The 14,044-nt window shown below is 61.3% G+C and carries 16 protein-coding genes; 10 read left to right on the forward strand and 6 right to left on the reverse strand.

Annotation, left to right across the window (positions count from 1 at the left end; genetic code table 11):
• From AC1DT2_RS06320 to AC1DT2_RS06335, 4 genes are all read left to right on the forward strand, one after another.
• A partial coding sequence (locus AC1DT2_RS06320; protein WP_477295206.1) for an ABC transporter permease occupies positions 1-390 on the forward strand: 390 nt, incomplete at its 5' end.
• A gap of 8 nt (positions 391-398) precedes the next feature.
• The gene (locus tag AC1DT2_RS06325) at positions 399-1,637 is read left to right on the forward strand and encodes an ABC transporter permease (protein ID WP_477295208.1); all 1,239 of its coding nucleotides are present in this window, start codon (positions 399-401) and stop codon (positions 1,635-1,637) included.
• An 11-nt stretch (positions 1,638-1,648) separates the two neighbouring features.
• Positions 1,649-2,068: a DUF4259 domain-containing protein gene (locus AC1DT2_RS06330; RefSeq protein WP_063572580.1), complete on the forward strand. Its 420-nt coding sequence runs from the start codon at positions 1,649-1,651 to the stop codon at positions 2,066-2,068.
• A gap of 179 nt (positions 2,069-2,247) precedes the next feature.
• The gene (locus tag AC1DT2_RS06335; RefSeq protein ID WP_477295210.1) at positions 2,248-3,801 is read left to right on the forward strand and encodes an SDR family NAD(P)-dependent oxidoreductase; all 1,554 of its coding nucleotides are present in this window, start codon (positions 2,248-2,250) and stop codon (positions 3,799-3,801) included.
• Positions 3,802-3,824: 23 nt separating this feature from the next.
• Here the strand turns inward: AC1DT2_RS06335 and AC1DT2_RS06340 are convergent, their stop codons facing one another.
• From AC1DT2_RS06340 to AC1DT2_RS06350, 3 genes are read right to left on the reverse strand one after another with little or no spacing between them, the layout of a single operon-like run.
• Positions 3,825-4,706 carry an ATP-grasp domain-containing protein gene (locus tag AC1DT2_RS06340; protein WP_477295212.1) on the reverse strand — a complete coding sequence of 294 codons (882 nt, stop codon included), beginning with the start codon at positions 4,704-4,706 and terminating at the stop codon, positions 3,825-3,827.
• Positions 4,707-4,730: 24 nt separating this feature from the next.
• The gene (locus tag AC1DT2_RS06345) at positions 4,731-5,618 is read right to left on the reverse strand and encodes a dihydrodipicolinate synthase family protein (RefSeq protein WP_477295214.1); all 888 of its coding nucleotides are present in this window, start codon (positions 5,616-5,618) and stop codon (positions 4,731-4,733) included.
• A gap of 41 nt (positions 5,619-5,659) precedes the next feature.
• Entirely contained in the window at positions 5,660-7,975 is a 2,316-nt protein-coding gene (locus AC1DT2_RS06350; RefSeq protein ID WP_477295216.1) for a TonB-dependent receptor, read from the reverse strand.
• 383 nt (positions 7,976-8,358) lie between these two features.
• On the opposite strand from AC1DT2_RS06350, the gene AC1DT2_RS06355 reads away from it, so the two are divergent.
• Together AC1DT2_RS06355 and AC1DT2_RS06360 are read left to right on the forward strand one after the other, a co-directional pair.
• Positions 8,359-8,808, forward strand: a complete 450-nt coding sequence (locus AC1DT2_RS06355) for a YybH family protein (protein WP_477295218.1) — start codon at positions 8,359-8,361, stop codon at positions 8,806-8,808.
• Positions 8,778-9,389 carry a helix-turn-helix domain-containing protein gene (locus AC1DT2_RS06360; RefSeq protein ID WP_477295221.1) on the forward strand — a complete coding sequence of 204 codons (612 nt, stop codon included), beginning with the start codon at positions 8,778-8,780 and terminating at the stop codon, positions 9,387-9,389. The genes AC1DT2_RS06355 and AC1DT2_RS06360 overlap by 31 nt, the downstream gene beginning before the upstream one ends.
• Positions 9,390-9,433: 44 nt before the next feature.
• Here the strand turns inward: AC1DT2_RS06360 and AC1DT2_RS06365 are convergent, their stop codons facing one another.
• Both AC1DT2_RS06365 and AC1DT2_RS06370 read right to left on the reverse strand, forming a co-directional pair.
• Positions 9,434-10,003 carry a hypothetical protein gene (locus AC1DT2_RS06365; RefSeq protein WP_477295223.1) on the reverse strand — a complete coding sequence of 190 codons (570 nt, stop codon included), beginning with the start codon at positions 10,001-10,003 and terminating at the stop codon, positions 9,434-9,436.
• Positions 10,003-10,740 (reverse strand): toprim domain-containing protein, encoded by a 738-nt coding sequence (locus tag AC1DT2_RS06370; protein WP_477295225.1) that lies wholly within the window; start codon positions 10,738-10,740, stop codon positions 10,003-10,005. The genes AC1DT2_RS06365 and AC1DT2_RS06370 overlap by 1 nt, the downstream gene beginning before the upstream one ends.
• Here AC1DT2_RS06370 and AC1DT2_RS06375 point away from each other — a divergent pair.
• Positions 10,724-11,578, forward strand: coding sequence for an alpha/beta fold hydrolase (locus tag AC1DT2_RS06375; protein WP_477295227.1), 855 nt, complete (start codon positions 10,724-10,726; stop codon positions 11,576-11,578). The two genes, AC1DT2_RS06370 and AC1DT2_RS06375, sit on opposite strands and share 17 nt — an antisense overlap.
• A 45-nt stretch (positions 11,579-11,623) precedes the next feature.
• Here AC1DT2_RS06375 and AC1DT2_RS06380 read toward each other — a convergent pair whose 3' ends face one another.
• Positions 11,624-12,229 (reverse strand): glutathione S-transferase C-terminal domain-containing protein, encoded by a 606-nt coding sequence (locus AC1DT2_RS06380; RefSeq protein WP_477295229.1) that lies wholly within the window; start codon positions 12,227-12,229, stop codon positions 11,624-11,626.
• 32 nt (positions 12,230-12,261) lie between these two features.
• Here AC1DT2_RS06380 and AC1DT2_RS06385 point away from each other — a divergent pair, with 32 nt between their 5' ends.
• From AC1DT2_RS06385 to AC1DT2_RS06395, 3 genes are all read left to right on the forward strand, one after another.
• On the forward strand, positions 12,262-12,672 hold the full coding sequence (locus AC1DT2_RS06385; RefSeq protein WP_477295231.1) for a YybH family protein: 411 nt from the start codon (positions 12,262-12,264) through the stop codon (positions 12,670-12,672).
• Between the two features lie 13 nt (positions 12,673-12,685).
• A complete protein-coding gene (locus AC1DT2_RS06390) occupies positions 12,686-13,561 on the forward strand; it encodes an alpha/beta fold hydrolase (protein ID WP_477295233.1) in 876 nt (291 codons plus the stop codon).
• Positions 13,562-13,577: 16 nt separating this feature from the next.
• On the forward strand, positions 13,578-14,044 hold a 467-nt coding region (locus AC1DT2_RS06395), incomplete at its 3' end, for a hypothetical protein (protein ID WP_477295235.1).

Genomic DNA, 14,044 nt, shown 5'->3' on the forward strand with positions numbered 1-14,044 from the left:
GTGCCTGCGGAGTCGAGGATTTCTCTTTTGATTTCCGCGGGATTTCTGCTCATATGCCTGGTTAACACGGTGGGCCTCTTACTGGCCAAGTTCATGCGACGCGCACCGGAAATCGCGGTTCGCCGGGCGCTTGGCGCACCTCGCAAGGCGATTCACGAGCAGTTCCTGATCGAAGCAGGTACCGTCGGTCTGGCCGGAGGGATGCTTGGACTGTTGCTGACAGGTGCCGGCATGTTCGGGGTGGGCCTGGTGTTCGAGCCGTCCATTGCCCGACTGGCCACGCTCAATGCATCGCTGGTTGCACTGACCTTCTGCGTTGCCGTATCCGCGACCGTTCTGGCGGCAATCTATCCTGCCTGGCGCGCAGCTTCAGTAAAGCCCACCTGGTAACGGAATTCATGATCAGTGTACAGATTCGACCGATCCTCAGCGCGCTTAAGCGACACAAAGCGGGAACTACGCTGATCGTGCTACAGATTGCTCTGACCTTCGCAGTGATTTGCAACGCGTTTTATATCGTTGAGCAGCGTATCGATCGTATGTCCAAGCCAACCGGCATGGTTGAAAGCAATATGCTGGCGATTCAATACCGTTGGGCTGGAGTGGACGCTAACGCCATTCCGTCGCTTACCAAGGCAGATCTGCAAGCACTACGCCTGCTGCCAGGCGTCGAAGACGCAACCCAGACCGGATCCTATCCGTTGTCGGGCCATAGTTCGACAGAAGGCATACGTACCGATCCGGGTGTGAAAGCGCGAATCGCACTGGCTGCGGAATATTTCACCGATGACCATGCGCTTGCCACGATGGGCGCCCGTCTTGTCGCGGGAAGAAACTTTCGAGCGGACGAAATAGGTTTCTTCGATCCATCCAAGGTCACTCCGCCTGCCGCGGTCATCATCACCAAAGCCCTGGCGGACAAGGTGTATCCCGATGGCTCGGCCCTTGGCAAGCAAATCTATATCGGTAACAGCATGCCGTCGCCCAGTACGGTGATCGGCGTCGTCGAGCGGCTGCAGGCGCCGTCTCCCACCGCCAGCTTCGCCGAATATGCCGTCCTGGTTCCTGCGCTGCTTTCAAGCAGTAGCGGCAACTACCTGATCCGAAGCAAGCCAGGACAACTCCTGGCGATCACCAACGAAGCCCCTGCCGCCCTGGTCAAGCTCGACCTCATGCGCGTCTTCCCGCCCAACGAAGGGATTCGCACTTTCGACCAGGTTCGTGAGGAGGCCTATAAAGTGGATCGCGGGATGGCCACGCTGATGACGGCGATCTGCGCCCTGTTGCTGGTCATTACTGCTGCCGGTATCGTAGGGCTGACTAGCTTTTGGGTCTCTCAGCGACATCAGCAAATCGGTATGCGCCGGGCACTGGGTGCCACCCAGCGTGACATCCTCAGCTACTTCCTCACCGAAAATCTGCTGATTGCGTTGGGTGGTATTTCCCTGGGTGCGGTGCTCGCTGTCTCACTCAACGTATGGATGATCAGCCATTTCGAGATGAGTAGCCTTCCGTTGAAGTATTTCGTGGAAGGCGTGGTTCTGATTGTGCTTCTCGGTCAAGCAGCCGTACTCGTGCCAGCGTTGCGGGCATCACGTACATCCCCCATCGAAGCAATTCGAAATACCAGGGCTTAGAGGAACGCGAAATGGGCGCATGGTCACACGAACCTTTTGGAAACGACACGGCCAATGACTGGGCCTACGATCTCGAGGACGCACAAGATCTGTCTTACATCGAGGCGGCCCTCGACAATGTCCTCGAGCAGGAGTCCGGGTACCTTGAAGCCCCGACGGCCGAAGAAGCAGTGGGTGCGATCGAGGTTCTGGCAAAGCTGCTCGGACGCGGCACGCAATCGGACGCTTACACTGAGAAGGTGGACACTTGGGTTAAGACCATCCATCAAAAGCCGACGGAAGCGCTGCTTGAAAAGGCCCGGCGCGTCATTGCACGGATCCTCGCAAAGGATTCCGAGCTTCTTGAACTATGGCAGGACGGCGAGGGTGCCGAGGGTGCCCAGCAATGGCAGTCCTCCATGTCGCGACTTCTGAGTGCTGTCAGCGCATGACGAGCCGCTGATTTATTAAGCGAGGCAGCATCCCGGATACTGGTTCACCGGCCCGCGCGGGGAGGGTCTTCACGGCGACATTTCCCGTAACAGCGCCATTACAGGCAAAATACGCGGTGCGCCACCTGCGATATCCTCTTCCTGGATATGCCGCCGTGCCGCTTTACTCGTTACGGATCATGCACTTGACCACTATTACGCCACCGGCTGCCGACGCCGATACCGCGCTGCTGGAGCGCCTGCGCGCCGCAGCGCAGCTCCTTGAATCGGTTGCGGCCGATCGGCTCTTGCTGGACGACCTCCCGGCGGAGGACCGCCAGCGCCTGTATCAGGYGGTGGCGCAGGTCTATCACCCCGACCCGGGCGAGCGTCGGATCCGGCTGAAGGCTGCGCAGAAGGCGCGTCATGCGTCGAAGATCCAGGCCGAGGATACCGTGCTCAACCAGACCGGCATCCGCGTACTGCGTCGCAAGCCGGTATTCACCACGCCGAATGTGTTCGCTCCGGAGGGTTTCGAGGCCAACGACATCGCGCCCGATGCAGACACCGCGCAACCGCGCGAGTCGGTCGAACCCAAACACTGTTATGTGTGCAAGAAGAAATACTCGGCGATCCATTTCTTCTACGACCAGCTGTGCCCCGACTGTGCCGCGTTCAACTACGCCAAGCGCACCGAGCTGGTCGATCTGCGCGGTCGCGTCGCGCTGCTGACAGGTGGTCGCGTAAAGATCGGTTATCAGGCTGGCCTGAAGCTACTGCGCGCCGGTGCGGAACTGATCGTCACCACACGCTTCCCGCGCGACTCGGCGGCACGCTATGCCGAGGAACCGGACTTCGGCGAGTGGGGCCATCGCCTGCAGGTCTATGGACTGGATCTTCGCCACACGCCCAGCGTGGAAGCGTTCTGCCAGGAGCTGGTCGCCACGCGGCCGCGGCTGGACTTCATCATCAATAACGCCTGCCAGACCGTGCGTCGCCCGCCGGACTTCTACGCGCACATGATGGATGGCGAGACGGCTGCACTGCACGACATGCCCGAACACGTGCGCAAGCTGGTCGGTCACTACGAGGGTCTGCGCGGCTCGAACATCCTTCCTGATTCGGGTGCTTCGGCGAATCTGCCTGGCCTGACCCGTGCCGCCGAGCTGTCCCAGATGCCGCTGCTTCCCGAAGAGCTCCTGGCGCAGAGCCATCTGTTCCCCGAGGGCCGACTCGATCAGGACCTTCAGCAGATCGATCTGCGCGAACGCAATTCGTGGCGGTTACTGATGGCCGAAGTGTCGTCGGTGGAATTGCTGGAAGTGCAGCTGGTCAATGCCATTGCGCCGTTCATCATCAACGCGCGACTGAAGCCGCTGATGCTGCGCACGTCCGATCKCGACAAGCACATCGTCAATGTGTCGGCGATGGAAGGTCAGTTCTACCGCAACTTCAAGACCACGCGCCATCCCCATACCAACATGGCGAAGGCCGCGCTCAACATGATGACGCGCACCTCGGCCACCGACTACTACAACGACGGCATCCACATGAACAGCGTCGACACCGGCTGGGTGACCGACGAGGATCCGGCCGATCTGGCTGCGAAGAAGGTGCTGGAAGAGCGCTTTCACCCGCCGCTGGACATCGTTGACGGTGCGGCGCGCATCGTCGATCCGATCATCAGTGGCATCAACTCTGGTGAGCACGTGTGGGGACAGTTCCTCAAGGATTATCGGCCGACCGACTGGTAAGTCGCGCGGAAGAGCAGGGCGCCTTAGTCCGTCGAAGCTGCCAATCGCCTAACCAGATTGGCAGCAAAGCGTTCCGAGGCTTCAACCTGATGTCCGAGATGCAGGAAGGGCTCAATCATTTCCAGTTCCATCAGCAAGAATTGGCCCTGAGAGATAACCCCGTCGATGCGCGCATAGGCTACGTCGGCGTGACCCATCGCCGCCGCAGCCTCGAGGACACGGCTAGCACTGGCAATCAGGTCGTCACCGGGTTCGGACGCCTGGGCGACGCCGCCGAAATCGCTTTGCACACGATAGTCGCCGGCCTTGGGCCGCTTGATGACTGCGTGACTGTATTCCCCGTCGAAGAATAGCAACGACCATTCTCCGTCGCTGGCAACTTCGGGCACGTAGGGCTGCACCAAATAGTCGAACTCGGGCGGGAGTTTCGCAACGACTTGACCGAACACCGTGTCGCCGGCCACGCCACGCACCGTGTGCCATGCCGTACCACTTATCGTCGGCTTGATCACCACCTCACGAGAAGGCATGGCTGCCAGGGTATCGGGCAACTGCGATGCCGGCACGATCTGCGTGGGAATGATCGGAACGCCGTGTGTCGCCAACTCGATAAGGTAACGCTTGTCGCTATTCCAGAGCAGCAGCTCCTTGTTGTTGATCGTTGGCACGGGTAGCTGGCCAAGCCATTGTTTAAAGCGGGCGTAATGCTTGAAGTAGTCCCAGATCGAACGGATCAGCACGGCGTCGAAGGTCGCCCAATCCACGGCAGGGTCATTCCAGATACAAGCAGTCACCTCGACGCCGAAGCCTCTCAGCGACGCGACGAGGTTTTTATCGTCGGGGTGGATGCCAGGCTCGGCCACGGAAGTGGCGACGGCCAGGCGGTGCGTATACGAATCCGACATGACACCGTCATCCCATAGCGAAGGTTAGGCCAGCTCGAGTTCGTCGAGAATGGCGCCCAGGCGCTGCGTCGCGTCCGGTTGCAGCGGCTTGACCGGCAAGGGCAGACACCTGGCGGCCAGTCCGCGAAGTTCAGCGGCCTTAGCGACGACGCGTAGGCCACCGTATTGAAGGAACAGCTTCCACAGAGGCGCGAGCCGTTCGGACAGCCGCTCAGCCTCCTGCGCGTTCCCCGCTTGGGCGGCCCGCGTGATCGCCAGGGCGAGCTGCGGGAAAAGGCCACCAATCACCGAATACCAGGCTTCGCATCCCGCGTTCAGGCCGGTGGCGGCGAAGGCATCGCCGCTGACGCCGATCGTTACGTGCGCGGGAATCAAAGCGCGCAACCGCTCAACGCGCGAGCGAGCCGCGGCGGGATCGGCCGGTACGCCCGGAATCTTGATCGACGCAACGTTCGGAAGCTGCGCGATTCGGCCATGCAATTCATCGGTGAATTCGAAGTGCGTCGTAGTCGGGTTGTCGTACACGCATAACGGCACGGACAGCGAGCTGGTCACGGCTTCAAAAAGCCCGAAGACCTCATCTTCCGTGAGCTTCTGATAGGACATAGGGGCCAGCAGTACGCCGCGCACACCGACCTTCTGCGCAACCTGTGCCAGTTCCAGGACATCGCGCGTACGTAGGGCGCCTATGCCGACCATCACAGGAATCTCGCCCGCGTGCTGCACGGCAAGCTGCGCAACACGCAGGCGCTCCTGTCGCGTGAGATAGGCATAGCTACCCGTCGAACCCAAGGCTCCGATGGAATCGACCCCCGCGCCGGCGAGCCGCTCAATCAGTCGGACGAAGGTGGCCTCGTCGATGCCCGCCTCATTCAAGGGAGTCAGTGGAAATGCACTCAAACCGGAAAACATGGGTCATTCCTCCAAAATGGCCCCTTCGATTGTAGAAGACTTCAGTACTGGTACTGCAAGGTGACGCCGATCGTACGCGGCTGGTTGAGGGCGACGCGACGGGTCGTCGGCAGATCGGCTGAAATAGCGACCGGCAGGTCGGTCTCGCCATGCTTGTCGAACAGGTTGGTGGCGTACAGCGAGATATCGAAGCCGTTACGACCTTCCACGCCCATGCGGATGTTGGTGGTGGCGAAACCACCCCGGCGATAGAACGGGCTGTCCCTGTCGTACAGGAAGTTCGAATTCCCGACGTAGCTGAGGTCGGCGCGCATGAAACCGTCGTACTGCACGTTGACACGATGGCGGTACTCGGCCGCGAGCGAGCCGCTGAAACGCGGCACGTTCACCAGGCGGTCGCCGTCCTTCGCATCCGTACCGGGCACATCGTTCTTCAGGTGTGCGTCGTTGTAGCTGAAGCCGGCGCTCAATGTCACCGCGTTGATCGGCAGGAACTTCATTTCCAGTTCCGCGCCCTGGCTGACGGCCTTACCGAAGTTGGCGGTGATGTTGTAGCCGCAGCCCAGGACGATCTGCTGTTGAACGTGGTTCCAGTCGATGTGGTAGACCGACGCGTCGACGAGCAACCGATGCTCCAGCCAGGCGCTCTTGAAGCCCAGCTCATAGTTCCACAGCGTATCCGGGTTGTACTTGTTCAACTGCGACTGGCTGAGACCCAGGCCGGCCACTTCCGTGCCGCACAGGGCCGCGGGCGCGGGGTTGTTTGGACCACCCGGCCGATAGCCCTGGGAGGCCGTGGCATAGACCATGTTTTCGGGACTGATCTGGTACTGCAGCGTGAACTTCGGTGTACTGCCGTAGTCCTTCGAGCTGCTCTGCACGGCACTGGGGCCACCGTTGAGCAGGCCGTCGCCGGTCTGCGAGAAGCCCTGCTTGACCTCGAATGCACGGATGCCCGCGCTGGCTTTCAGTTTATCGGTGATGTTCCAGGACAACTCGCCGAACACGGCGTATTCGTGGAGCGTGGCATTGCGCGCACCGGCGTAGATCGTCGAGTACGCCGGGAAGGGCGTGTTGAACGTCTGGTTGAATCCGTCGGGATAAGGGATCGACGAGACGAGCGGGGCGCGGACGTCATGATAGAACGCCCCGAGGATGGCCTGCACGGGACCGTCGAACTTGCTGGTCGCCCGCACTTCTTCGGTAAATTCCTTGTTCTTGTAGCTGCCGTACATCGTGGTCGGATAGACACTCGGCAAGCCGAAGAAGTAATTGATGACCTTTGAGCTGTCGTCGCGAATATTGACATCGCGCGTGAAATACGACGATGACGACATCAACTCGAACGCGTCGAACTGCTTGTGGATGGCGATATTGGATATCGTCGACTTCTGCACATTGGCTTCGTTGACGTCGCGCACCTGGTACGGATCGCTAAGCGTCGCGGGGATCTTGTCGTAGGTAAACGGCGATCCCAGCTTGGAATACTGGTAGATGAAGCTGGGCGTGATGGAAAGCGTGTCGTCCGGCTTGATCAGCATCGCGACGCGCGTGCCGTAGGTCTTGTACGTGTTGACGTTGTCCTTCTTCTTGCCGTCCGGATCCGCCTCGAGGTAATTGGTCGGCGAGATCGGGTAGCGATCGATATAGCCGTCGTCGTCGCGGTAGTACGCGGACACACGCAGCGCGACCGCGTCCTTGATCAGGGGAACGTTCAGCACGCCGTTGACGTTAGCGTTCGGACCGCCGTTGTGGGTGCCCGAGACATCGGTCTTGATGCGCGCCTCGACGGAGTCCAGGTCCGGCTGGACGGTCACGTACTTGACCGTACCGCCCATGGAGCTGGATCCGTAGATCGTACCCTGGGGTCCGCGCAGCACTTCGACGCGGTCGATGTCGAAGATCGAAGGGTCGATGACGCCTCGCGTCGACAGCAGGGCGGCATTGCTCGATGCCGCGATAGGCACGTCGTCGAGGTAATAGCCGACGGTGGCGGCGGAGCCTGCGCTCGACGAGATGCCACGAATGATCAGGTTATTCTCGCCGGGGCCTGACGAAGCGACGGTCAGCGACGGCGCGATGCGCGCCAGGTCGACGAGGCTGGTCACGCCCTGGCGCTCGAGCTGTTCGCCGGTCAGGGCGGTCATGCTGATCGGCACCTTCTGGATATCCTGCTCGCGTTTGGCGGCAGTGACCGTGATGCCTTCGAGGGTCTGCGGCGTGTCGGATGCCTGGGCTTTTTTCTTGTCGGCGGCGGTCGTGGAGGTGGTCGCGTCCTGCGCGCTGGCAGCACCTGAGGCCAGGGCCACGGATAACAAAGCTGTGTAGAGAAGTGTGCGCTTGAGATCTTGGTTCATGGGACTCCCCCGAAATAAACGTACATACCTTTCCCGCACGCTCTTCAATGAGAGCGTGTTCTTGAGTTCGTGTGCTTTGCCCCTGGACGTCGAAGCCATGGACTGACCCATGGGCGACGGCCCTTGCTCGGTTGATGCCGGAGGTCCCTGACCGGCTGCGCCCTGGTTACCCTGGCACCGGATGTCTAGCCGTCTGAACCGCGATTGCTGCGGTGCATCGTCCTTGATTCCGATCAGATCAAAAAGTTTTGATGGCGTCAAGCTTTTACGTTACGATCAGGTTGCAATCGCAATTAGCCGCCTAAAAGGGTCCCGACCGATGCCGTCCGCTTTGCTGGTCGCCACCGGCGGAAGAGCTACTTATCCGATGCTCCAGGGGTGCCATGAAAACGATGTCCGTTCTGTTCTGCGCGCTGAGCGCAGTGGCGACAACTGCCGCCGTGTCGGCTGAAGCGCCCGCCGTGCCGCCCTCCCAAGCCATCAAGCACGCGCTCGACGCCAGCGCCGCGGCGTGGTCGGCCGGTGACCTGAAGACCTTCATGGAATGCTACGAGCGAGCCCCGGGCACCCGCTACGTGAGCTCGAGCGGCACCATCGTGGGCTACGATGCGATCGAAGCGATGTATGCCTCGCGCTTCCAGAAGCCCGGCGCCAGCTTCGGCAAGCTCACCCTGGAGTTGATCGACGTCAAGCCGCTTGGTTCCCAGTACGCCTTCGTGGTCGGTCGCTACCACCTCAAGCCGGACGCCGGCGCCGAGGTGTCGGGAATCACGACGCTGCTGTTCCACAAGGTCGGCACGCGATGGCTTATCAGCAGCGACCACAGCTCGTAACGATGGCGGCCGCACAGGCGACGCCGGATAAAGCAGCGGGGCTCAGCATCGGCTCCGCGATTCGTGACCGACGACGCGGCCTGGGGCTCACCCTGCAAGGCCTCGCCAATAGCTCGGGCCTCTCCATACCGTTTCTCTCGCAGGTCGAGAGGAACCTTGCGCACCCGTCGCTGCTGTCACTGGAGGCCATCGCCCAGGCGCTGCATGTCGATGTCGACTACTTCGTCGCCGTTCCCACGCCGGGGCAGATCGTCTGCCGGGCCGACGAGCACGACCGGATCGACCTGGAATCGCCGGTGGTCTACGAGCGCCTGAGCGGTCGGCATGCCGAGCGAAAGATGGAAGCGCTCCGGCTGACCGTACCGCCCGGCCTGGTAGCGCCCACAATCCATCGGGAAGGGGAGGGCTTCTGGTACATCCTGAGCGGCGCACTCGAAATGACGGTTGGCCGGAAGAAATTCGTCCTGAACGCCGGCGACAGCGCGCACTTCGACCAGCGGCACCCGTACAGCATGCGCAATGCAGGGAAGTCCGTAGTACGCATGATCTGGGTGGGTACGCCGGCGATATTCAAGGACTGAGGGCATCGCGGAAGCAGACCATGGCGGGTAGCCGCAGTTTCATGTCAGCGTCTTCGTATCTCGCTAAGCATGTTGCAGAACAGTGCTCCCTGTTCGAGCGCGTCGTCGAGCGCGACGTGGTTGTGTGGCAGTTCGTCGAACCAGCGCCGGGGCATGGCATTCTTGGTGCTTCGCCGATAGTCCTTGCGTAGCAGCACCATGGCCATGGTCTTGATGTCGAGTGCGGAAAAGCTGAAAGGGCTGCGCCCGGCAAAGCGGATCAGGTACCAGTACACGAACATGAAATCGAACGCCGCCGGGTAGCCAACGAACACGGGCGATCCTGGCAGCGCCTCCAGCCATTCGGCGTATTCCGTCATGGCTGCCTGAGGGGAGCGAGGTTCATGACGCGTCGCCTGCCAGGCTTCGGGGTGGTTGTCCCACCATGCCAGCGTGTCGGGGTGGCCCTTCGCGTCGGGCAGCAATTCGAGGTTTGCCGTAAACGTACCCAGGAGCGTCTTGTCAGCGGTATAGGCGGCCGATGCGAAGCTGAGCATTGAATGCGGGCCGGGAATCGGGCCGTCGACTTCGACGTCGGTACTTACGTAGATTTCGGGACGGGAGGAATCGCTCATCAGCTAGTTGTAGCACGGGCCTGGAGGCTTTCACGGAGCCAGCGGGTAAGGGCAGCCGGACCGCGCTTGATCAGCGCCGTGTTCCAATCCTTGCAATGAGCTGGCGGCAACAGTCGGTGCGTCGTCGAGCGCCGCAAGTGCCGGATGTAGTGCGCCACCTCTCGTTCGCCGGGCGCATTGGCGTCGAAAGCCAACCACACGCTGCGCCCCGAGCAGGCCTCTGGGAGCCACGGCGCCCAACGTCCGACCGTGGCGACGCTGTCCCAGCCGCATACCGCCAGCGACAAGACATCGAAAATGCCCTCCACGAGAATCATTGGCTCGCTGCGCCAGCCTGCGCCCGAGGCGGCCACACCGCCACCGGAGCCGATAGTGAACATCTTGTCCTGCCCACGCCGGGTTTCGAGATAGCGGCCATGCAACGAGGTCAGCCGTGCCTCACGCTCGTACATGCCGATCAGGACGGCCGGCCGACCGTTCCAATCGGGGTCGAAACGCATCCCGGCGGCATCTGCGATGGCGAGCGTAATCCCGCGCCGCTCGACGTATGCCTGTCCTGGCGTGCCGGCGAGCGGCAACGCAGCGGCAAGACGCTCGTGCGGCGGCTCGCCGGAGCGGGGCATGGTCGGGGGATCGATGTGTATGTGCGGGAACATGCCTTGCGCTATCGCCTTGTTCCATGAGAGAAAGCCGAAAGGCCACCCCGGAGAGGGATAGACCATGTCGAAGACAGTCACTCGAGCATTCTTGCTCATTGCCGTTATGGCAATGCCCACGTTACTGTTGGCCCAACCGGCCCAGGGCAGCTACGCCAAAGTGAACGGGACCGAGATCTATTACGAAGTCCGTGGTGATGGTCCACCGCTCGTCATGTTGCACGGTGGGGTCAGCCCGGCCGAGATGTTCGGGACGCCGCTCACGGAAATGGCAAAAAACTTCAAGGTGATTGCCATTTCCGCCCGCGGGCACGGACTCAGCAAGGACACGGCCGCGCCTTGGTCAGTCGAGCAGGATGCCGACGATGTGGCGGCGGTGCTCAAGCATCTTAGAATCAACAAAGCGAGCGTCATGGGTTATTCGTTCGGCGGTGCCATTGCGTTGCAGTTCGCGATCAGGCATCCCGATATGCTCGACAAGCTAATTGCCGTCTCGATCGATTATTCGCGCAAAGGCGAGTATCCGGAGATCAAGGTCGCCTTCGAACAGATGACGGCCGCAGCCGGCACGATCGGAGCCAGCATCGCTAATTCTCCCCTGGGCCAGATGTATCCTGGCGTCGACTGGCCGAGGTTGATACGCAAAACGGGCGAACTCAACACGAAGGACTATGACTGGTCCGCGGGGATACGTGGCATCAAGGCCCGGACACTGCTCGTGTTTGCGGATGCGGACTCCATCCGCCCCGAACACATCGCGGAGTTCTACAAACTGCTCGGCGGCGGGCAGCGAGATGCAGGGCTGGATGGATCGTTGCGCTCACCCAACCAGTTGGCGGTCATTCCTGGCACGACGCACTACACCATCATGGCGTCGCCGACCGTGATGCAATATGCGACCGACTTTCTTAAGCACTAATCCGTAAGCTTACCGATCGGCCAGCCCATATCGTTGAACGGGGCGCTAGTCCTTGGGGGAGGGTGCGCCTTCCTGAAGAAAGGGATGCGCGCGAGCGAATGCATCGAGCACAGCGCAGTTCGCGACGATCTTGCGTAGGGTCGGCGTGCGGTTGAGGTCGATCTGCAGAGCCTGGGCACGGAACACGATGCTCACCAGGCAGATATCCGCCATGGTCGGAGTATCGCCGTGACAGAACTGCCCCGTTTGCGGATCGGCGACCAGGTGCCGCTCCAGACTTTCCAGGCTGGACGTCAGCCAATGCACCTGCCATGCGTCCCACCCGGCCTCGTCAAACCCGCCCTGCGACATCGACTGTGTCAACGGTGGGTAACCGTTTTCAACCAATGCCGGAATCACGCCCGCCGCGCTGATGGCGAGGTACGCGGGGGACGTCTGCTCACCTTTGTCCAGATCGACGAATCGCTCGTGCGCGACCCATCCCTTCATGTTCAGCGCAACTCGCACCCGATGCGTCGCCGCGGTACGCCAGAACGCGTAAAGTTCGAAGTCTGCGTGGGTAGACAAGGGAAGGTCCTGTTGTCGTTGAATTCCCGGGAGCATGAGGCCGGGTTGGTCCAGCGTCCAAGATCGATACGTTATCCTCTCCATAGGCTTTTCCTATAGTTTCGCCCGGAGAAACCATGATCACTGAGTCTGATATCGCCGAAATTCTCTCCCTGTCTCTTCGCCAGGCGGCTGCGGAGAATGCTCACGATATCGACGCCATGGGCGCTGTCCTCGCTCACGCCGCGTCTGGGCAACCTGACCCTGTGCGGTTTGTTGCGCGTGCGTACCGGTTCTTCGGGCGCGATGCCGTGCTCCAGCACTTCCGCGATGTCTTCGCGGGTGGCTGGCGGTTCGAGCCGGAGCAGGACGAAATCAGGGTGCTACCGATCAGCGTGGATGTCGCACATATCTTCGCGCCGACAAACATCACGACAGGCACGGCCGATGGCCACGACGCGACGTACCGCTTCCTCGTAAATGAGTTTGCGCTGCGCACGCCGGAGAGTTGGCGGATCTCGGCCATCATTCCGGTGCCGGCTCAGTGAATACCCCGCAGCAATGAACGACGAGCCATTCGCCAGAGAAACTCGGGGCGATCGGACCGCCACCCGCGACGACGACCTGACCCATCTCGCGGTGCATGGCGTTCCATCGCTACCCACGCCGGTGTCAAGCGGATACGCCAGCAACGAAAATGCCCGCATCTGGTACGCCAGCTTCGGGTCCGGCCCGCCGGTGGTCCTGTTGCACGGTGGCCTTGGGAATGCGGGTAACTGGGGCTATCAGGTTCCCGCGCTGATCGAGGCAGGTTACACGGCGATCGTGATCGACAGTCGCGGGCAGGGGCGATCGACCCGTGATGGAAGGCCTTATAGCTACGAACTGATGGCGTCCGACACCCGCGCCGTGATGGACGCGCTCGGCATTGACCGGGCGGCCTTCGTCGGCTGGAGTGACGGGGCGGACACGGCCCTCGTCCTGTCGCGTGAAACGCCGGGCCGCTCCGCCGGCGTGTTCTTCTTCGGCTGCAACGTCGACAGCACGGGTGCCAGACCCTTCAAGTCATCGGCGGTGATCGACCGCATCTACAGCCACCACGTCAACGAGTACGCGGTCCTTTCACCGGTGGTGGGTGGCTTCGAGGCCATGCGTGTCGATCTGGGGGTAATGCAGGCTGGACAGCCCAACTACGGCCCTGACCAGCTGAGGGACGTTTCGGTTCCTGTGTGGAGTGTCCTTGGCGAGCACGACGAGTTCATTGAGCGTGCGCACGCGGAGTACATCGCCCGCAGCATTCCGGGCGCTCGGTTCGTTCTTTTGCCTGACGTCAGCCATTTTGCCCCGTTGCAGCGACCCGAAGCCTTCAATGGCGTGATGTTGGCGTTCCTGGGGCAGGTCGTACCGGTCGCGGGGTCAGGGCAAATGGATCGGTAGACTGATTTTGCGGTGAATGCGGATCATCGTGTGCCCGCCGCGATCCGGATCTGCTTGCCGACTCGAGGCGCCTCAGCGCAAGAAGAAGACCGATCCGATAACTGCTCCCGATATTGCCGTTGATGATGACCGTGGCCGCCGGTGGCTTCTGCAGACCGGCGCAGCACTCAAGCCCATCACCAAATTCGTCGTGGACGTCGATATAAGGCGCACGCAGATCGTCAATGGCCTGGCTCAAGCCCGACTCGGGATGCGCACGCATTTCGGAGGTCAGACTGCCCGGATCGAGGAGCACGAATTCGGTCGCCACGGGCGTGACAGAACCCACCACCGCGATGAAATCGCGCAAGGCACCGCATGCCCGCATTTCCAGTGTGCGCCCAGCCTGACAGGCTTGCTGCTTGAGGTGGAGAAGCAGGTCGGCTGTGATGGAATGACCGCTGCCGTGCGGCCCATGAACAATGACAATACTCACGACATCGT

Source organism: Luteibacter sp. P4_E6 (assembly GCF_056401535.1).